We start from the raw sequence: 20,200 nt of genomic DNA, 5'->3' as shown, positions 1-20,200 counted from the left end.
TCATATCGGAATCAGCCGCCCTGTCCGTATCCGGGCGGCTGGAAAACGCTTGGGGGGGGGGAAATGAATCACACCGTGGAGCAGCCAGACATTGATGCCCTGGTCCGCCGCAACCGGGAACTGGAGCAATTGGAGCAAGACCACCGGCGCATGGAGTTGATCTTCAAGCAGCAGGCCCACAAGCTCCAGGAACGTATGAAGGAAATTAACTGCCTGTACGGTATTTCCAAAATTCTGGAACAAACCGGACTCTCCCTGGAAGATACCTTCCAGCAGGTGGTGAATATTATTCCCCCCTCCTGGCAGTACCCGGAGATTACATGCGCCCAGCTCCTTATCAACGACCAGAGTTTTCGCACCGACAATTACAAAAACACCTTCTGGAAACAGCAGGCGGAAATTACGGCCTATGGTGAGCCCATTGGTATCCTCACGGTCTGCTACCTTGAAAAGCGGCCCGACATGGATGAGGGACCGTTTCTGGCCGAAGAACGCTCACTGATTGATGCGATAGCCCAATTGCTCGGGCGAACCAGCAAGCGGAAACAGGCAGAAGCCGAACTGCGGGAATCACGGCGCAAGCTCAAGGAACAAAATCAGCAACTCAAGGAAAAAAATATTGCCCTGCGGGAAGTAATGAGCCAGCTGCGAGAAGAAAAAGTCGACCTGGAAAAGCGGGTCTTGGCCAATGTGGAAAATTTGCTGCTGCCCCTGGTCAAAAAAATGGGAGAACAGGGGTCGGATCTGGACAAAGAATACCTGAAACTGCTGGAAGACAACATCGCACAGCTGACCTCTTCATTTGGTACCAAAATATGCCGACTTCACCAGCGCCTCACCCCCAGGGAAAACGAAATCTGCAATATGATCCGCACCGGTCTAAGTTCCAAGGAAATCGGAAAAATGCTCAACCTCTCCTACCGCAGCGTGGAAACTTATAGAAACCACATCCGCAAAAAGCTGGGCATCACCAATAAACAAATCAACCTGACATCTTACCTGTCCGGCCTGTAACCCGCATGGAGGCACACCCATGTCCAACCTGCTGCCCGACATCAGCCAGGCCCCCCATATCATTGACCGCGCCGACGCACTCAACCTTAACATCAGGATTCTCTACGAAGCGGTTATCGACCTTTCCGCCCAGGGCCTGATCACAGCCCATTGCATCAATCTGGCCGCAGGTATCCTGCTCAATGATCTGGGGCTTCCCAGCTATTTTTTTGAAAATATCACCAAACAGTCCCTCAAACAGATCCTCTCCTCCATCACCTCCAGTATTGCCCTCCAGGATGACCGGGTGGTTCTGGTGGGCCGGGTCGCCCACATTGACTTTGACCTGGGGCAAGGCAGTGAGGTCCAGCGGGTCCGCATCGCGACCCGGGAAACCCGGGATGTCATGGAAAAACTTATGGAAAACATGATATCCGGGCACCGCAGGGAATATTACTACAGCCGGGAGAATCAATACTACACCTATATCTTTCGACCGGAAACAGTAAATGATTTTACCAAACATGAATTCAAGGCGTCTCCTTTTCTTTTTAATCTCGCCGGGGATTATACTGCCACCCCCGAAGCCACCCGCATGCGGTATAAAAAGTTTCTAAAGGACTGTAAGGCATCGGTACCCCACCTGGTGAAAGCCTTTAATCTGCCGGCCACCGCAGAAACCCGGATCATGTTTAACTCAAATTTTGCCACCCCCCAAATCCCCATCTTCCGGCAATTGCTCAAGGACCACGGTTTCACCCTCATGCGGGCCTATTGGGAACCGTATTGGGACGGCACCGATGTGCCCACGTCCATTTGTTCCCTCTATATCCGGGGAGAAATTTCACGGACCCAGGAAACCGAACTGACCCGGGATATCCAGGATTTCCTGGCCTTTCGTGTCGGATCGGTTACAAATCTTTACGTGGAAAATAAACTGACTTACAAAGAAATGCTTTTTGCCGGCAATGCCATTGACTTTGCCCGGATATTTATTTTTTCGGAAAGCAAGGCCCAAAGCGATCGTGCCATCATGTCCCGTCTGGATGACAAGGCCTGTGAAGAAGCCTTTGCCGATCGGATTCACAAAGCGGCCCGGACCGCCTTTGACGCCCGAGCCATTGAAACGGCTGCGATGGCCCACCCCTGCCTGCTCAAAGCGTTATATCAATTATTTGCCCAACGCTTTGATCCGGCCCTGATGCCACGTCAATCGACAGAGGCCCCCTCGGAAAAACTTGACACGTTCCACCGGATGTGCCGCACCCGTCTCACAGAACACCCCACCGCCCTGCAAATCTTCCGGTTCATGGCAAAACTTGTGACCAACTGCCAGAAAACCAATTTTTACACCCCGGGCAAACGGGCCTACAGCTTCCGTCTGGACAGCGGCATTTTGGACACCCTGGTATACAACCGGCCGGTCTACGGAATTTTCTTTATCAACGGCCACTATGCCGCCGGCATCCATATGCGATCCGTCGACATTGCCCGGGGCGGGTTACGTCTGGTAACAAGCGGTCCGGCGTCCCACGAAAGACAGATGGAAAATGCGGCCCGGCTCAGCTTTATCCTGGGCCCCCGGGACCGCCGGCTCAAACATAAGGATATCTGCGAAGACGGCGCGGCAGGCGTGATCGTTCTTCACCCGGTTTACGGGGAATACCCCAGGGATGCCGTACTGGACTTCACCGAAGGTATTCTGGATCTCACGCTTCCCAATGAGACTGTCGTGGATTATTACGGCCGACCTGAAATGCTCTTTTTCGAACCGGACCGGGGCACGGCCGGCCTCATGGATACTGTGGCCCTCAGGGCAAAGGAACGGGGCTATCCTCACTGGCGGACCATTGCCACGGAAAAAGGTTGCGGCATCCTGCACGACAATTACGGCTTGCTGAACAACGGCAAATTGTTCGGGCTGCTGCCGGCCGGAGAAGGCCTGAGTGACCTGCAAATCAACGGAAAATCCCAGCTGGTCACCCAGGATCTGGAAAAACTTTCGGAAAGAATCAGTGGAAAGATTAAAACTCTGGGCATGACCACCACGGCCAGGCTGGCGGCCTTCCGGACCCTGATCCACCACGATAACGCCCGGGAAAAAGATTTGAATCTCATGGTCATCGGCGGACCCGGCGGCCGGTTGGGGGGCAATGAACTGCTCTGCTACCAGGGGCGGATCTGCCTGGCCATAGACAATGAGGCCCTGCTCTTTGACCCGGCCGGCCTGGATCCCGGCGAATTGGAAAAGCTGGCCTTAGCCGCCCGTACCGGCATTGCCGCCGGCACCCTGGCCTTTCCTTCGGATTTGCTCTCTCCCGAGGGATTCAAAGTACCGGCCACAGCTGCGCGCATCTTCCTGCCCGATGGTACCGTAGTCGAAGAGAGCGCCCTCTTCCATAGGAATTTTCTCGTTAACCCGGAAATGAGAGCGTACATCCGCAGGGCCGATATCCGGGCCTGCCTGCCCTGCGGCGGATTCAAAGAAGGCGTCACCGGAAGAACCGTCACATCCTTTCTGCAAAATTTCAAGGAACTTGAGTTCATCGTGGAAGGTGCCGGCCTTTTTTTCGACAACGATGCCCGTCGGCATATTGCCGCAAACACCGACATCCGTCATCTCAAGGAGACCACTGCCAACAAAGGCGGCGTATTCTCTTCGGTCATGGCCGAAGTCCTGCCGGGTTTCCTTCTCGGGGACCAATACGAAGCCGCCATACTTGAAAATACCGGCGTATGCAGTGACCTGATTCAGGAAATCCTAACGCTTATCGAAACCCATGCCGCCGCGGAAACAAAGATATTGATCCATCGCTGTAAAGCAAATCCGGACATCCCGCTCTTTGCCCAATCGGACAAGGCCGGAGAAGAAATCCTGGACCTTCAGGAAATATTCCGCGGCCGGCTCAACACCATACTAAAACAGAAAACCCTGGTCTGGAAAATTCTGGCCGCCTATATTCCCAAGACCCTGGTCAAGCTAATGGGCAAAAAGCGGATCACAGACATTCTGAATACCGATGCCATGCAGGAATACCGGGACGCCATCATCACCAAAAAACTGGCGGCTATGGCCTTTTACCGGTTTGGTCTGGAATGGAAAAATTTTATGGCTGCGCTGGAAAAAGACTTTACCGGCACAGTGGCAGACCTGGTTGCTTCCCCCACCGCCCCTCGACAAAAGGCATAACCTTGACCATGGCGCTAAACTCAAAAGCGGTTGCAAGGAGATTCCCATGCAACCGCTAAGCGCCTTTTATTGACTAATAGTCGCAAATAGACTGATCAACACTGGTCGGGACGCCTTCATACGGGGTCCATTTGTTAACATTAAAACTTGATGAATCCCTCATATTCTTCAATACCTCAATGCTGGTTTTATACCCTTTGTACATCCGGCACATATCCATGGCCATACCACAGATCAAGGCAACCGCCTGGATCATGGTGACATCTTCTTGTGAAAATTCCCATGGTTCGGCAGTGTAAACCCGCAATGCACCAATAACTTTATTATGGCTGATAATGGGCACCCCCAGCAACGAGGCGATTCCTTCTTTTTTCGCCTCTTCAGGATACTCAATCCGGGGATCATCCATGACATCGTAAATAGCAATGGGAACTGCATCCTTGGCTTCTTTGATTGCCTGTTTAAAATAAGTCGGGCCTTTTTCAAGATACTCCCGGCTCAAACCGAAAGATCCCACCAGGCCTAACTCTCCGGTCTCTCGGTTGACCAGAAAAACACAGCACCCTTTGGCATTGAACGCGGTTTTCACACTTTCGGCGGTGAGCATGGCAACTTCCTCCGGATCTTTACTCTGGGAAATCGCAGTGGTCAAACGGGTAAGGGTTTCGTAATGAAGTTCGTGGGTCTCCATAGCTTTCTCCTTTTCTTCTTTTAAAATTAAAAGATGTCATGATAACAACCACGGGCTGATCTGATATTTCAGCGAGATTCAACCCACAACGAAAATTGAAACATCTCTTGGGGGTACAGAGCGTTTCATAATAAAATCAAACCGGTTTAAGCGCGTCGTAAGGTGGTTTCAGGGACACATAATAATCACACAACCACGATGCAGGAAAAGTAAAGGCGAACAAAAATCAGTTGTGCAGTCAGTTATGCTTAGCAATAATTAAGATAGAGTGATGGTCAACCGTTTAATTTGATATGGCTTTTAATATATCTGATTCATTCAAGAAGGTCAAAGGAAATCATGCCAATCTTTCAACGGTTGACATAAAGTACATTTTATTGATAGAAAACGAATCACTATTTTTTGTATCGCTTCAATTGATATGTGGAGGCCTTATGATACTTGACACCAAGGTTACTCGCTCTGACGAGGTCCTGACATCGGAAGTGGATGGAGAAGTCGTGATGATGAGCATTGATGCCGGCACCTATTCCGGTCTGGATGCCATCGGCAGCAAAATCTGGGAGCTTCTGGAAAAACCCATAACGGTTTCTGAAATCTGTGACATTATGATGAGCCGCTATGATGTTGAAAGGGATGTATGTGAAAAAGATGTTCTCTCTTTTCTCGAAGATCTGGCATCAGATAACACCATCCGGATTGTTGACGCTGACCGGTAAATTTTTCCGTCGCTCAGCTCGGGAGCAGGGGCATTTTTTGGAGGCGTATGTCTGGTTGGGGCTATCCCGGGCCGCTATCCTTCTGATCCCCTTCCGGCGGATTGCGCCCCTGCTGGGCCGTACCATGACCATCACACCGGATTATGAACTGCCGGACATGACCCGTCCGTTACAGATATCATGGGCCGTTCGCACGGCTGCCCGGTTTACCCCGTGGGAGAGCAAATGCCTGGCCCAGGCCATGAGCGCCCGGATCATGCTTAAACGCCGGGGCTATCCCACCACCCTTTATCTTGGCCTTGCCAAAAAAGCGGATAACGAGCTGAGCGCCCATGCCTGGCTGCGCTGCGGCAGCCGGATACTGACCGGCGGCTTAGGCCATGGCAGGTTCACCGTCATCAGCACATTTGGAGATCTGACTTGATGCTGACCCGACCCGCCCCGGACATAAAAACCACAGACGTATACAACGCATTTGGTTTAAATATCGCTTCTGAAATCCCGCTCCTTGATATGGAGACGATCCAGGGAGTTCCCGATGTGATCATCAAATATGGAGATATTCCTGATACCCTGGCGGATGCCGTAATCAAAGGGGTAAGATATGAGGCCAGCCCCGACACTTTTCTACTGAAATTGGACGGCATTGCCGGATATCATGTCACCCAGGGCCGACGAATCGTTGTTCAGGCGGCCCCGGCAGCCGTTCCGGAAGAAATTCTTCTTTTCCTCATGGGCTCTGTCATGGGCGCACTGCTGCACCAGAGAAATATCCTGCCTCTGCATGCCGGAGCGGTGTTGACCGATCAGGGCGCCGTGATTCTTGCCGGACCGTCCGGCATCGGTAAATCCACACTGACCGCCGTTTTTCAGCAGCAGGGATTTCCCATCCTGGCGGATGATGTCTGCGCTGTTTCAGCTGAAAAAAAGAACGGTGTCAAAGTTCTTCCGGGCTTTCCCCGCCTGAAACTTTGGGCCGATGCCCTGAAAAAACTGGAGACTTCCCCGGAGGGACTTAAACAGGTTCGGCAGGCCCCGGATTTGAACAAATACTTTATCCCCTTTAATAGTAGAGCAAACAGCCCTGCACCCATTCGTTCTATTTTTATTCTGCAAAGTACCCATAGCGATGAATTTGACATTGAAACACTGGTCGGAATGAAGCGGATCCAGCCGATCCTCAAGAACACCTATCGACCGGAGATTTTGGAAGAAATGGGGACCAAACAGGACCACTTTCGACAGTGTGCGGCCTTAGCCGACACAGTACCTGTTTTCAGGCTGTCACGGCCCCAAAAAGGATTTCGACTGGGTGAACTCATGAATTTTGTTAAAAGGCATTGGTAAAATGACACCCAAATTTAAAGTTCTCCTGATTCAACTTCCGATCCCTGAATTTAAGACTCAAAAACATTGGGGAAACAGCCCATTGGCAGCCGGGTATCTCAAAGCAGCCGCATTTACCGCAGGCCTGCTGGATAAGGTTGATATTGAAATCCTGAACGAAGATGATACAAACCTTTCGGCCGATGCCAGATTGATTGATCTGGTTGCATCCAAAGCCCCAGATGTTGTCGGATGGTCTCTTTTTTTGTGGAATGCGAAAAGAAGCCTCTATCTCTCCTCTGAAATCAAAAAGCGCTGCCCTGACAGTAAGATTGTGGTGGGAGGGCCGGAAGTGAGTGCTGAAACCCATTATCTTTTGCAACATCCTGCTGTTGATTGTGGTTGTTTTGGTGAAGGGGAAACGATATTTGTAGAAATTTTGAAATCGTTTTTTTTCGGTACACCTGATCTGGCGAAATTGTCCGGAATTTTTTACAAAAAAAATCAAAAGACGGTTGTCAACCCGGGTAAAAATTATGTGGAAAATCATGATCAGATCCGTTCCCCTTTTTTGCTGGATTATATTAATGTAAAAAATCATCCTATGATTTCCTATGAAACCAATCGAGGGTGCCCGTTTCATTGTGCATATTGCCAGACAGCAACCCTGCCGTTTCGTTATTTTGGTGCTGAGAGAATCTGTGCGGATATTGACTACTTTGTAAAACAAAAGGTCCAAAAAGTAAGGCTTACCGACAGCAATGTCGCATTGCATCCTGAATTTGTTCCTCTTTTTACCCAAATTAAGGACATTGTTTCAAATCAGGATATCCGTTTTTCTGGATTTGCTTATGCTGAACATCTCACTGAAGAAAAAGTTAAATTGTTAAAAGCGTGCAATTTTACATTTCTGGAGGTCGGGCTTCAGACCATTCATCAGGAGACGCTCAAAATCCTTCGTCGCCCCAGACTGAATAAAGCATCATTTCTTCATGGCCTGAAATTGCTGGAAGCCTATGACATAACCTACCATGTTGATACGATTATCGGGCTTCCCGGTGAAAGTTATTCTGATTACAAAGAAACCATCGATTTTCTGAATGATCACAATGTCAAGTATATCCAGGCGTTTCCTTTAATGATCATGCCCGGAACCCAACTCAATGTCATGGCTGAAACCCTGGGCCTGAAACATCAGAAACGCCCTCCGTATTACCTGATTGAAACCGCTGCCATCCGTAATAAAGAAATCGAAGAGGCTAAAAAGAGGTTTCAACGGATACCGGCGCAACAGTCGGATGTGAACTATACCTTTCTTTCCCATTTGAACGGTTTAATTTTTGGTATTGATGTTTCAGATGAGCAGAAAGTGGCGTCTCTCAGTGAGATGAATGGCTTTAACAAATTGATCATTGATATGAAAAATAGACAGGATGGTGTTGGGAATGACAGCATTGACGCAAACAAAATAGACCTTGAATCCATCCCCGAAACAACTGTCAATATGCCCTTTACTGCATGGTTTAAAATGGAAAGCTTTGAGAATGAGATCCCCTTGATCCAATCATTTTTGAATCGTGTTGTTTCTGCCAATCCGTTTATTTTAATTAACCTTATCATTGAATCCGAAGACCCGTTTTTGCCGGAAAATATGGATCAATTAACGGCATCGCTCCCTTTTATGGAGAGTCGTCAAAAAATTAACCATACGGAAGAACCCTATTTAAAGCAATATATCGTGCTTCCCGGGACTGTTGTGCAGGCGCAAAAACAAACAAATGGGATGCAGACGTTATTCAAGCGTTCACCGTGGAATACGTCAGCAGAAATCGTATATGCGGTTGACATCCCCAAAGACAGAACAGCTGAGGATGCAATCGCCTGGATCAATCAAATTTGTAAAATGACAAATGACCCTAAACTATTGGTGAGATTTGAAGATCAATGTGATACCATAACCGTTTTAAAGATATTAGATCTTCTAAAAAACAAAAAGCGTGAAAATATTTTTTTTATAAACAGTGCGGTATATTATGCCATGGATCTATTACGCATGGAAAAGCCCTGGGATACTTTGGCATCCGATCAGGTTTTACAAATTCCACCATCCTATAATGCATTAACCTATGACACCATGGGGCAGAGTTGGGTACAGACACTTCCCCAATTGCTCAAACAAATGAAACATATCGGATTCCAAATGGCTTTTCGCAAAAAGTTTTCAGAAAGTTGACAAATAATTTCAATGGATTTAAAAAAAAAATCAATTTTCCCAGATCACTAATAATAGGGGTATGTTATGACCGCCATTGCAGGCATTATTTATTTTGATAAAAAACCGGTGGATCCAGGGGTGCTGGAACGGATGAAAAATATTCTGGAACCCTATGGCCGGGATGCCCAGCATATCTGGAAAGAACCGGGAGCCGGCGTGCTGAGAATGCTGTCCCGCATCACGCCGGAAGATGCCATGGATGAGCAACCGCTCATCAGCGCTGACGGGAACCGGGTGGTGGTGTTTGACGGCCGCATCGACAACCGGGATGAACTGGCCGATAAACTGGATATTACCCCCCGACAATCCCGCATCATGGCAGATAGCGCCTTTGCACTTAAAGCCTTTGAACGGTGGGATAACGCGTGCCTCGATTATCTCCTGGGTGATTTTGCCTTTGCCGTCTGGAACCGGCAGTCCCGTCGTCTTTTTTTGGCCCGGGACCCGCTGGGACTCCGACCGCTGTACTGGCACAAAACCAACCGTTTTTTTGCCTTTGCAACACTCTCTAAAGGCCTTTTTGCCATTCCCGATGTACCCCGGCAACTCTGTGAGGCGCGCATGGCCGACTACCTGGCGCTGCTGCCCATGAAGGGGCCGGAAAGTTTTTACCAAGACATTTATCGCATTGAACCGGGGCATTTTTTGATCCTAGAAAACGGTTCCGTTCGAACACATCGCTATCATGCTTTTGACCCGGAACACCGGATACACCTGAAAAACGATGATGACTATGTGGCAGCGGCCCGTGAACTGCTGGATAAAGCGGTTTTTTGTCGGTTGCGCAGTACGGGCGGTGTGGCGTCTCATCTCAGCTCCGGGCTGGACAGTTCCACGGTTACCGCCACAGCTGCACGCTTGCTGGAAACACAGGGCAAGAGATTGACGGCCTTCACTTCAGTGCCGCGGGAAGGCTTTGACGGCCCGGTTCCCAAGGGTCGCCACGGGGATGAAGGGCCGCCTGCCGCTGCTTTGGCGGCAAAATTTTCCAATATTGACCACATCCTGTTTCGGCCGGAAAACCGGACCCCGGTAGACGGTTTGCATGAAAAGGTTGAAACATTGGACCGGGCACCTTTGAACCTCTGTAACCATGTGTGGATCGAGGGCATTCAGGCCGATGCCGCCCGGCGCGGAGCCAGGGTGTTGTTGACCGGTCAGATGGGGAATATGACCATTTCCTATGACGGTCGCCCCCGATTGCCCAATCTGCTGAGAAGGGGGCAGTTTCTCGAATGGTTGAAAGAAGTTCACGCCATGGCTCTACACACGGACACGCGGCTCAGGGGAGCCATGATGCAGTCGCTGGGACCCTTTCTGCCGGTGCCGTTCTGGCGGGCCTTTAACGCCTGGAAAGGTCGTGGGAGCGGAAGCCTTCATGACTATACGGCCATTCATCCCGATCTGATCAACCGCACCCATCTGCATGATCGGGCCTGTCAGGCTGGGTGGGATTTAAGCTATCGGCCCTGGGCCGATGGGTGGCGAATGCGCACGGCGGTAATTTATCGAATGGATCCGGGGGATTACTTGAGCGCCTGTGTCGGAGGTGATGGAATCGAAATGCGTGATCCCACCAGCGATCTGCGCCTGCTGACCTATTGCCTGGCTATCCCGGAAGATCAATACTTTAAAAACGGGCAGTCCCGCCGGCTTTTACACCGATTGATCGGCCATATCCTGCCGCCGGAAATCCTGCAAGCCAAAACCAAAGGGCTGCAGGCCGTGGACTGGTATGAAGGCGCAACGGCAGGCCGGGATGAAATCAAAGCCTGGCTGGACCGGCTGGAATCCACAACTGAAGTACCCCGGTATCTGGATCTGAAGCGCATGCGCACACTTGTGGAAAATTGGCCTCAAAAGGGCTGGGCTCAGGATAATATTGTTAAAACCTATCGCCTCTGTCTGCTTCGGGGCTTGTCAGTGGGGGCATTTATTCACTATGTTGAGGGCGGTAACCGGTGATGTGTTTGACCTTATATTTTTTCCGTAATTTGTTTCTGGGGTCAAACGCCTCAATAAAATGATTAATCAATAAATTAGCGCCCTTTGGGCGGGCTGGTAGGTGTTGGGTGCTGGGTGCTGGGAAATGGAAATTCCTACACTCTTAAATTAGAAAGCAATGCTTTGGCTCAATCGTTGATCACGGCCAAAGTTAAGTTTCTGAGGAACTTGAGATGAACTAACCTGCGATAGCACAGAGTCGGGGTTGTTCTAAATATAGTTAGCTTGAACTAAGGAGGAGGCGGAAATAACTTAACCTCGGAGCGCAGGCGTCTCGCTTACATCGTTGCTGCGGGCGGGACACCCGCGCTCCCGGAGATATAAATACGGGAACGTTATTTCTGAACCATTCCTACCCAATTGCACATTGATATAATAATAGATTTTCTTAGGAAGGAAACCGAACGATGAGTAATAGATCAGAGAATAAGAGAATAGTTCCAATCAAAGACAAGGCAAATATGATCCCACCCGAGACCACCCGAGGGGAATGGGCGGTGCCGCAAAGAAGAATCCTGCAACTGCTCGATGGGACCAGCACCAATCCGGGCGAGAGCATGGACGCACTCGGCGGAAGTTGAAGTTGCGAAAGAAGATAGGCAAGGGGAAATGAAAAAGGAGCGAAGAAATTAGTGGCCGAAAGGACAGACGCAGTCAGGCAGAACAGGCGAAAGCCAAATAACGATCGGGAGATAAAACAAACCCACTGATAAACGGCGGACTCCCGCTCGCAGCCAAATCATCCACCGTCGAACGTATTCCCGGACGCGGACATAATCCGCACCCTGCTCATAAAGCCGGCAAATTTGTTCAGCGTGATTTTTGATGGTTTGGCAAGATGGTGCAATGGATTCAGGCCTCAAATGGTATCCAAGAAAATCAAAACCTTTGTCGGCCCTGCCGATAAAGGTTTTGTCCGGGTGTTTTTCCACCTTGAGTCTGTTCAACGTCTGATTGACAATGCGGACGGCCTTTCGCAGCTTCCAGCGACTGGGTGCGATAATGACCCAGTCGTCCATAAAGCGGGCGTAAAAGAGTTCCGTTTCCGCCACCGCATCATCCAAAGGTTTCAGGTAAAGTGCGCCCATAAGCGGGGAGAGTGGACAGCCCAATGAGATTCCCCGGGTAACTTCATAAAATGCGGCAAGGAAACCCCTGAGTCTTTAGCTCAGGGGAGGAATTGCCGTCCTCCTTATAATTAAGGATAGTAGCCCAGGCACCGGACCTTAACACGTCGTATTGTAAGAATAACCGTCAGATGCATGAAGCAGCCTGCAGTATTTCCAGCTAATGCCCTGTACTGTTTTGTCCACTGTTTTAATGTTAAACGAACCGCTTTTTCTGACAGCGACACGCCCGATGTACGTTCCAACCTTTTTGCCGGAAGTGACAACCGCCTTGACAATGTCGCCCGTCTGAAATCCTTTAACTTTTTTCTCAGTTGACTTTGCTGTTGTCCGGGGGAATCCGAATTTGTTCATTCTGCACATTTGCCTTGAGCCATGACCGTCTGCCTTTACAATCAACACGGCCTTGTCGATCTGAAAAATCTTTTCAGGTGTGCTTTTCCCAACACAGGCGGCATCAAGCCAATGCGTTTTGTGAAGTCCCCTGGTCGTCCGGTTGAATTTTGTCAGACCGCCGGAGCCTGTTTCAACCGGCAGTCCGGTTTTTTTCAAGGTACGGAACAAGTCCCATCGGGTCGTGTTGACGGCGCCCGCATCCTTGAGCGGCACTTTGGACTGCTTTTGAATTCGTTTCAACAGTCGCGGTTTCCTTGAAAGGAACTGTTCTATGGGCTTGTTCCCCTTCTTCCTGTTGCACGCCGTACAGGCCAGTGTCAGATTGCTGACTCTGTTGGAACCGCCTTTCGATTTCGGCACGATATGTTCAATCTCCAATGGGATATCTGTTTTTCCGCAATAGGCACACGTTCTGTCCCATTTTTCCAGAAGGTATTCCCGTACCTCATAACCCATGAGTTCCCCCTGCTGATACGCGACACCGGATATTTCGGGATTCTGTATTTTCTGCATGTCAAACCGAACCAACTCCATTGAAATTGCCTGAATATTGCAAAACCGGCATAACCGGTTGACCCAGGTTTCGATATTGTGAACCCGGCTTTTTAATGAAGGCGGCAGCCATCCTTCCGCCCTGGTCCGGTTATCAAAGCGCGGTTTTCGGTATCGTGTTTTCCGGTTTCTCCGGGATCTTCTGATGGCTCGTCTTGATTCCAGATTATTTTTGATCTGTTGGCCTCGATGTCTCAGTTCCATGGCAAAAACAATCTCTCCGGAATCGTCATTAATCACGGCAATTCCGGTCTCTCTACTGCCCGGATCAATCTTGATCCGCAATGGGTTTGATGCCACGTCCAAAACGGTCTCTTTCAAAATGATCGTGAAAGGGAACTGTCTGAAAACCGCGGCTTTCCCTTCTGTTAAAAGCAATCTTGCCTTTGCCGGATGTACCGGATTCTGCGGTTTTTTGTTTGTATCCAGAACAAATACGTTCAATTTAAAAATCCTCTTGTTTCCAAGGTAATGTTTGCCTCGTCAATGTTATGACCGGGTTTGGCGCAAGCAGCACCGGCTTAACCCCTTAAACCTGTTTAACCACTTGCCGTAGAACCTGGAGCTGGCGAGCACCCCAGGGTACCTGTTTCCGATCTAACGTAGTGCTCGAAGCACTTAGACTGGTCAACTTTGGGGCTTTTTCAAGCCCTTCGGTCTTTAGCCGAGGGGTAGTTGACCACATGAGAACCGGGTACAAGGGCTTCTGTTGCATTTCTGATGGCCTTTTTTGCCCCGCCGTGTCCTTCCACATGGTGGCAGTTGTCCGAAATGATCCCTTTAAGATGCGTTCCGAGTACCAGAGCCATCCCCTTCAACACTAAGGCATCCTGGGCATTCCACAGTGCCATCCTGCCTGATTCTGTCCGGATTTCCCGCAGCGTCCCAAATGAGTAGTTTCCCGATCGCAAAGCCTGCTGAAGAATCGGCTTAATGTCCTGCCAGTTCCGTCTCAGTTCCCAAATATCGCTGTTGTGGGAGTAGTCCCTGCGCCGACTGCACACCCAGTCATAGGCCTGATCCAGAATGTCATCCGAAGCCACCCGGTTGATCAGCACACCGTCATCAATCATTGTTATAGCCCCGGAGCAGCGTCAGGATCAAAAAGATGCAGAAGTTGACGGGTGAGGGTTTCTGCAAGCGTTTCCATTTTTTCCAGAAACACGGCCTGGCTGTAGAACCGCCCCACCTGATGCCGGATGCCAATGGCGGCAACCTGGATGGGGGATTGCTCAATTCGGCCAATGACATCCCGAAGGTGACGGGTTAAATAATCCGGCGGATTGGCCTCAAGGGTGGCTTCATCGTGGGGCGAACCGTCGCATAGAATAATAATGATCCGGCGGGGTTCCGGCCGGTTCATGAGCCGGCCCCAGGCCCACGCCAGGGCTTCCCCATCAATGTTTTCTTTCAGCAGTTCCGGGTGCAGCATGCCCCCCAGGTTGTGCCGGGCCCGTCGCCAGGGGGTGTCCGCAGATTTGTAGACAATGTGCAGGGATTCGTTCAGTCGACCGGGGTGGCTTGGCAATCCCGCCTGTTGCCATTGTTTCCGGGCCCGTCCCCCGTTCCAGGTGCGGGTGGTATAGCCGAGAATTTCGGTTTTGACCCCGCAGCGTTCCAGGGCTTCTGACAGCACCTTCACGGTCATGGCCGCCATTTGAATGGGTTGGCCCTTCATGGACCCGGAGTTATCCAGCAACAGGCTCACCACGGTGGCCGGGAAAGGCGCTTGGGTCTCTCGCATGAAAATCCGATGGTTCAGGGGGGTCGCGGCAAGCCTTGCCAGCCGTCTGGGGTCCAGACGCCCCTCATCTTGATCAAAAATCCACGAACGTCGCTGCCAGGCCATGATCTGCCGCATGAGCCGTCGGGCCAGCCGGGTCACGGTGCGGCGGTAGGACATGGATTCCTGTTCCAGTTTCCGGGCGTAAAATATTCTCTCTTCAGGGCTGAAAAGCGTTTCAGCTAAAGTTATCCGGTCAAAGGCAGTTGTATATACCCGGTAATCAGTATCGAACGCCACCCCTTTATGATCCAGCAGGGTTTCTTCTTTGATCTCGTGAGGGTTCTGCTCTTTTTCAATGTCCGGTTGCATTTCCTGGGGAAGGCCATCTTCCGGCAGCATGGTGGGCGTCGTATCAGGATCCGCCCTTTGTGCTTCGGTCGCCAGACGCTTTAAAAGGACGTGGATTTCCGGCGACGTATCCAACAAAAACGCCAACACTTCACGGCCGAAAGATTCCTGGTCCTCAACAAGACCGGCAAGTCTCTCCCAGAGATCATCCAGTGTACCGAATTCGGTTTGCAACGGGCTGACTTTCGAACTCAAAAAACAATCCGGGGAGAGTCGGATAAATGCCAGGGCTTCCAACTGCTCGAACAGGGTAAAGAGATGACCCCCCAGCGAGATGTGTTTCGCCATGTTCCGGCCCACGCCGGGAAAGGTACTTGCGCCCAATGACCGGATTCGGCCCCGTTCCAGTATTGTCAGAAGCCGTCTGGTACCCGTGTCCTTGAGTCCCAGCGCTTCATGGCAGAGCGGATCGTGGTAGCGGGACCAGAGGGCATCCAGATCGGCTTGGGCGCGGATGGTGTGAACCGACTCGGATTTGCCGGGATAATCTGATATCCCCTGTTCCGTTATCCGGTGTTCTGAAACAGCAAGCGTGCGGACCCAAGCGGCATTGGCCTGCTGCATAATATCATGACCCACAGGCGCTGTTGCGCCGGAGAGTTGAGAAATGTTCGTCATGATGAAAACAGAGCCGGACTTTTTCCGCTCCGGGGGAGTTCTTCTGCAAAACAGCGCTGATAGTATTCAGCGATCAGGGGCTGCTCTGTGTCGTCACAGCGGTTATAAAAGGTCAGTGAAAAAGCCAGTGCCCGGTTTTTGAATATCCGCATATTCTCGGCCCAGGCAATGAGGGTCCGGGGGGACATAACCGTGGATAGATCTCCCTGCACAAATCCCTTGCGAATAAGGTTGGCCAGAAGCACCATGGATTCGGCCTGTTCCCGACCATCGGGGGTGTTGAGTTCCGGGCATTTGGCCAAGAGTACCGCCTTTTCCTGGTCCGGAGGCAGGTAATTGAGTACGGCGATGATGTGCCACCGATCGAGCTGCCCCTGATTCAAGGGCTGGGTGCCGTGGTAAAGACCGGTGGCATCACCCAAGCCGATGGTGTTGGCCGTGGCAAAGAGGCGAAAAGCCGGGTGGGGCGTAATCACCCGGTTCTGGTCCAGCAGGGTCAGTTTTCCATCGGTTTCCAAAACCCGCTGGATCACGAACATCACATCCGGCCGGCCTGCGTCATATTCATCAAAAATCAGGGCCACCGGATGTTCCAATGCCCAGGTGAGGATGCCCGGCTGAAACCGGGTCACCTGCTTTTGGTTCTCAATCACAATGCCGTCTTTTCCGATGAGGTCCATGCGGGTGATGTGCCCATCCAGGTTCACGCGGATGCACGGCCAGTTCAACCGGGCCGCCACCTGCTCAATGTGGGTGGATTTTCCCGTGCCGTGATTTCCCTGGAGCAGCACCCGGCGGTTATGGGCAAACCCCGCCAGTATGGAAAGCGTGGTGGAAGCATCCAGCACATAATCAGGGTCTACGTCTGGCACATGCTCGCCAGGCGCACTGAAACAGGGGACTTCAAGATCGGTGTCCAGGCCGAATCTTTGGCGAATCTGGCAGGTTTTATCCGGGGTATGATCATTCATTTTTGGGCCTTTTCAAGCCCCTTGGTCTTCAGCCGAGGGGTAATTGACTTCAAGTTCCTGGTTTTCTGTAAAAGTTTACCGTTATGCAGCGCAATCATTTTGTCCGCCCCCTGAATGGTCGACTGCCGATGGGCAATAATCAGAATCGTTATCCGGCCATGGAGTCGTGACACCGCATCCATGATGCGGGCTTGGTTGTCCTGATCCAGGGCGCTAGTGGCCTCATCCAGGATCAGGCAGGAGGGCTTCCTGAGCAGTGCCCTTGCCAGAGCGATGCGCTGGCGTTCTCCACCGGACAGGCGGACACCTCGATCACCCAGAATCGTATCCAGTCCATCGGGAAGACCTTTGACCATCTCTTCTGCCGCAGACTGGGACAGGGCATGCCAGAGATCCGCTTCTTCGGCTTCCGGCATCGCCCACATCAGGTTGGCCCGGACAGTATCATGGAACAGGAAGGTGTCTTGGGGCACATAACCGACAGTCCGCCGCCACTGGTGAATATGCGGACCCTGGAGCGGTACGCCGTCAATGGTGATGCTGCCCCTGTCCGGCGTAATCAAACCGAGCAGCAGATCCGCCAGAGTGCTTTTCCCCCCACCGGAAGGGCCGATCAATGCCGTGGTCTTTCCGGCCGGAAGGGAGCAGGTGATGTTTTCCAGGGTCCAGGCCCCGTTGGTCTGAGGATATCGGAAATAGACCTGTGAAAAGCAGATCTCATGATTCAGTGAGAGGTTTTTTGCACCCGCCGGTATCACGGCCTCTTGATGGGTCTGAAATTGTTTTTCCATCTCCAGAGCCCCTTTAAATGAGGGCAGGGCATGAGCAATCCGCTGGACATGCTGCTGAAGGGTTGAAAACCGGGGCAGGATCCGGGCAAAAAGAAATATCATGATCAGGAGATCTGTTGCGGCCATGCCGCCAAAAGTTACCGCAAAATAGAAAAAAAGGGACAGGGCTGTTGCCGCACCGACCTGATACCACATCCGGGTCGCGGTATTGATGGCGGTAAACCGCACCGTCTGAAGGGTTACATCGTTGGTGACCGTTTCAAACCGGCGGATGTTTTCAGGCTCAAGCCCTAAGCTTTTTACCACCTTCATGCCGCCCAGGTGCTCTGTTAAGGCGGCATAGAGGCTGTCCGATGCATCACGAAGATAGTGCCCGAACCGGCCGACTCGGCTGTTCAAGGGGCGCAGAATCATCAGGAAAATACCGCCGCACACCAAGGCAAACAGCGTCATGGGTACAGAAAGAAGCAGGGCAACCCCGATGTGAACCAGGGAGATCATGACCGTGCCGATCAACTGCAGCAGCTGCTGGGTGGCAAAACCCACTTTCTGGAGATCGCTGGTCATGACATGCACCACGCTTGAGGTTTTCATCTCTAAGAAACAGGTCCAGTCGGCCCGACACAGGGCACGATACATCCGGTTGCGGAGCGCCTGGGTGAATCCCGAGGTAATGCGGGTGTTGAGGACAGCCTGATACCGGGTGGCAGCGGCATGCAGTGAAACCATCACCACATAGAGACACAAGATGCTGAGAAGCGTAAACGGCAGGCCGACCCATTCAAAAATCCCCACTGCAGCCGTGGAAATACCGCCGGCAGGCTCTCCGGTTTTACCCAGGCCCAGAAGCGTCAACAGCGGTACCAGCATCACCAGCCCGATCCCCTGGCCGAGTCCCAGGGCAACCGTCAAGACCAGTGAGATACAGATTTTTTTCAGATCAAACGCGATAATGGCGCGAAGGTATTGGTTCAGCACGGCAGATTATTTCCGCTGGATGAAAAACCGGTTAAACCAGGTAAAGGGACGGATAAGATAATACAGGGGAAATAACGGGTCAGGCAGGGGAACATTTTTCATGTCGCCAAGTCTTGGCCCGGCATTCATACCGGCATACCAGAGGTGATATCGGATATTTTGGACCAGGTATGTCTTGTGCCATCTTATGTACCAATAGGCCCGGCTAAAGGGGAATATCCGTCCCTCTGGAGAAGCAATTAAAAACAAAGAACGATGGATCATTTTCTGAATGACAGAATCGCCTGAGATTATCTGCCTAACAGGTTCCGGCAGAGACGTACCCAAGATCCGGTGAGACAGGAAGACTGCCTCGGCCACCATACGCTCAAGCCCCATCCCTTTGACCCTTTCAATAAATTCTGACCAGTCCGAAATCACCTCCTTTCGCATCAGGCGGGCGATGTCATTCAGCCAGAACAGGCGATTCCAATGATGTTTTGATCCATGGATACTTAAAATCAGGAACGTGTGTTCCGGCCCGAAGGTACGAACACGCTGATGTCCCACCTTGATCTCTCTTTTGTGCTGCCATAGCGTGCGGTATTCCATGGGGAGCAGAGCCGGATTATTAAACAAACGCCAATGCAGCTCAACCACACAGGTTTTTTCGGGATGGGCATACACAAAGTGGTGTTGGTTCTTTTTGTAGTAGCTGAACTGCCTGGCGGTCATCGTAAAATCCGGCACCGTCCTATGGTAGCCCCGTTCACGTAAAACGGTTTCTGCACGGGTCAGTTGATCAGGATCGACCAGGATATCCAGATCTCTCATCTGTCTGACACCGGGATTTCCATAAAGATCATACCCGGCAATCGGCCCTTTAAACGCCAGGAACGGAATCCGGGCATCGTCAAATTGCTGTGCCAGGGATGCCAGTTGTGCTGTTATGGCCAGACTTCTCTGGACAACAAGTCCGGATTGATTTTTTAACCGATTCAGAATATGGGGATCGACATGCCCCTGGGGAAGTCTTTTCAGGCTGTGGTAGGCCTGCACAGCCACACGGTGACGTTCCACCAGCTGAAAAAAAAGGTGCCAGTCCATGCCCTTGCCGATCCGTTTTTCAAAGCCATCGATAGGCGCCTCCCTGTTGAACTGCCTGAGGCAGGTGGTTAGGAGGGAAAGTTCCGGCGGAAATTGAGATATAGTCATACTATTTTTTTATGGCCTTGATCATCGTTTCACCCACTTTGTGGGGGTTAATCAAATTTAATTTCATAAAATGCGGCAAGGAAACCCCTGAGTCTTTAGCTCAGGGGAGGAATTGCCGTCCTCCTTATAATTAAGATAGTAGCCCAGGCACCGGACCTTAACACGTCGTATTGTAAGAATAACCGTCAGATGCATGAAGCAGCCTGCAGTATTTCCAGCTAATGCCCTGTACTGTTTTGTC

General features: G+C 51.2%; 14 protein-coding genes and 1 pseudogene. 7 read left to right on the top strand and 8 right to left on the bottom strand.

From position 1 onward, the window contains the following. Positions 1-63 precede the first annotated feature (63 nt). Together HXW94_RS00075 and HXW94_RS00070 are read left to right on the top strand one after the other, a co-directional pair. Positions 64-1,014, top strand: a complete 951-nt coding sequence (locus tag HXW94_RS00075) for a helix-turn-helix transcriptional regulator (protein ID WP_178364865.1) — start codon at positions 64-66, stop codon at positions 1,012-1,014. Between the two features lie 19 nt (positions 1,015-1,033). Beyond that, the gene (locus HXW94_RS00070) at positions 1,034-4,183 is read left to right on the top strand and encodes an NAD-glutamate dehydrogenase domain-containing protein (protein WP_178364864.1); all 3,150 of its coding nucleotides are present in this window, start codon (positions 1,034-1,036) and stop codon (positions 4,181-4,183) included. A gap of 73 nt (positions 4,184-4,256) precedes the next feature. On the opposite strand, the gene HXW94_RS00065 is transcribed toward HXW94_RS00070, so the two are convergent. Continuing rightward, positions 4,257-4,874: a GAF domain-containing protein gene (locus HXW94_RS00065; protein ID WP_178364863.1), complete on the bottom strand. Its 618-nt coding sequence runs from the start codon at positions 4,872-4,874 to the stop codon at positions 4,257-4,259. Between the two features lie 434 nt (positions 4,875-5,308). On the opposite strand from HXW94_RS00065, the gene HXW94_RS00060 reads away from it, so the two are divergent. The 5 genes from HXW94_RS00060 (at position 5,309) to HXW94_RS00040 (ending at position 11,159) form a co-directional block, all read left to right on the top strand. Continuing rightward, positions 5,309-5,593, top strand: coding sequence for a lasso peptide biosynthesis PqqD family chaperone (locus HXW94_RS00060; RefSeq protein WP_178364862.1), 285 nt, complete (start codon positions 5,309-5,311; stop codon positions 5,591-5,593). Positions 5,594-5,630: 37 nt separating this feature from the next. After that, a complete protein-coding gene (locus HXW94_RS00055) occupies positions 5,631-6,017 on the top strand; it encodes a lasso peptide biosynthesis B2 protein (protein ID WP_218576502.1) in 387 nt (128 codons plus the stop codon). Beyond that, a complete protein-coding gene (locus HXW94_RS00050; RefSeq protein WP_178364860.1) occupies positions 6,017-6,940 on the top strand; it encodes a hypothetical protein in 924 nt (307 codons plus the stop codon). Before HXW94_RS00055 ends, HXW94_RS00050 begins: the two co-directional genes overlap by 1 nt. Before the next feature lies 1 nt (position 6,941). Beyond that, entirely contained in the window at positions 6,942-9,152 is a 2,211-nt protein-coding gene (locus tag HXW94_RS00045; RefSeq protein WP_178364859.1) for a B12-binding domain-containing radical SAM protein, read from the top strand. A 66-nt stretch (positions 9,153-9,218) separates the two neighbouring features. Next, complete coding sequence (locus HXW94_RS00040) at positions 9,219-11,159, top strand: asparagine synthetase B family protein (protein WP_178364858.1); 1,941 nt, start codon at positions 9,219-9,221, stop codon at positions 11,157-11,159. 668 nt (positions 11,160-11,827) lie between these two features. Here the strand turns inward: HXW94_RS00040 and HXW94_RS00035 are convergent. The 7 genes and pseudogenes from HXW94_RS00035 to HXW94_RS00005 form a co-directional block, all read right to left on the bottom strand. Next, positions 11,828-12,322, bottom strand: a pseudogene (locus HXW94_RS00035) (reverse transcriptase domain-containing protein); the annotation flags it as partial. Between the two features lie 102 nt (positions 12,323-12,424). After that, complete coding sequence (gene iscB / locus HXW94_RS00030) at positions 12,425-13,717, bottom strand: RNA-guided endonuclease IscB (protein WP_178364856.1); 1,293 nt, start codon at positions 13,715-13,717, stop codon at positions 12,425-12,427. A gap of 200 nt (positions 13,718-13,917) precedes the next feature. After that, positions 13,918-14,346 carry a hypothetical protein gene (locus HXW94_RS00025; RefSeq protein WP_178364855.1) on the bottom strand — a complete coding sequence of 143 codons (429 nt, stop codon included), beginning with the start codon at positions 14,344-14,346 and terminating at the stop codon, positions 13,918-13,920. A 2-nt stretch (positions 14,347-14,348) separates the two neighbouring features. Next, the gene (locus HXW94_RS00020) at positions 14,349-16,025 is read right to left on the bottom strand and encodes a cobaltochelatase CobT-related protein (RefSeq protein ID WP_178364854.1); all 1,677 of its coding nucleotides are present in this window, start codon (positions 16,023-16,025) and stop codon (positions 14,349-14,351) included. Next, a complete protein-coding gene (locus HXW94_RS00015) occupies positions 16,022-16,996 on the bottom strand; it encodes an AAA family ATPase (RefSeq protein WP_178364853.1) in 975 nt (324 codons plus the stop codon). Before HXW94_RS00015 ends, HXW94_RS00020 begins: the two co-directional genes overlap by 4 nt. Beyond that, complete coding sequence (locus HXW94_RS00010) at positions 16,993-18,765, bottom strand: ATP-binding cassette domain-containing protein (RefSeq protein WP_178364852.1); 1,773 nt, start codon at positions 18,763-18,765, stop codon at positions 16,993-16,995. The genes HXW94_RS00015 and HXW94_RS00010 overlap by 4 nt, the downstream gene beginning before the upstream one ends. Before the next feature lie 6 nt (positions 18,766-18,771). Then, positions 18,772-19,959, bottom strand: a complete 1,188-nt coding sequence (locus tag HXW94_RS00005) for a nucleotidyltransferase domain-containing protein (RefSeq protein ID WP_178364851.1) — start codon at positions 19,957-19,959, stop codon at positions 18,772-18,774. Between the last annotated feature and the right edge of the window lie 241 nt (positions 19,960-20,200).

Source organism: Desulfobacter latus, from assembly GCF_013389365.1.
Classification (GTDB): Bacteria; Desulfobacterota; Desulfobacteria; order Desulfobacterales; family Desulfobacteraceae; genus Desulfobacter; species Desulfobacter latus.
This window is presented reverse-complemented; position numbering and strand designations above follow the sequence as displayed.

What these genes read in the sequence shown, in the direction of transcription:
- HXW94_RS00040 (WP_178364858.1), top strand. Translation starts at nt 9,219, where the DNA reads ATGACCGCCATTGCAGGCATTATTTATTTTGATAAAAAACCGGTGGAT.
- HXW94_RS00020 (WP_178364854.1), bottom strand. Translation starts at nt 16,025, where the DNA reads ATGACGAACATTTCTCAACTCTCCGGCGCAACAGCGCCTGTGGGTCAT.
- HXW94_RS00045 (WP_178364859.1), top strand. Translation starts at nt 6,942, where the DNA reads ATGACACCCAAATTTAAAGTTCTCCTGATTCAACTTCCGATCCCTGAA.
- HXW94_RS00015 (WP_178364853.1), bottom strand. Translation starts at nt 16,996, where the DNA reads ATGAATGATCATACCCCGGATAAAACCTGCCAGATTCGCCAAAGATTC.
- HXW94_RS00070 (WP_178364864.1), top strand. Translation starts at nt 1,034, where the DNA reads ATGTCCAACCTGCTGCCCGACATCAGCCAGGCCCCCCATATCATTGAC.
- HXW94_RS00050 (WP_178364860.1), top strand. Translation starts at nt 6,017, where the DNA reads ATGCTGACCCGACCCGCCCCGGACATAAAAACCACAGACGTATACAAC.
- HXW94_RS00065 (WP_178364863.1), bottom strand. Translation starts at nt 4,874, where the DNA reads ATGGAGACCCACGAACTTCATTACGAAACCCTTACCCGTTTGACCACT.
- HXW94_RS00060 (WP_178364862.1), top strand. Translation starts at nt 5,309, where the DNA reads ATGATACTTGACACCAAGGTTACTCGCTCTGACGAGGTCCTGACATCG.
- HXW94_RS00075 (WP_178364865.1), top strand. Translation starts at nt 64, where the DNA reads ATGAATCACACCGTGGAGCAGCCAGACATTGATGCCCTGGTCCGCCGC.
- HXW94_RS00025 (WP_178364855.1), bottom strand. Translation starts at nt 14,346, where the DNA reads ATGATTGATGACGGTGTGCTGATCAACCGGGTGGCTTCGGATGACATT.
- HXW94_RS00005 (WP_178364851.1), bottom strand. Translation starts at nt 19,959, where the DNA reads ATGACTATATCTCAATTTCCGCCGGAACTTTCCCTCCTAACCACCTGC.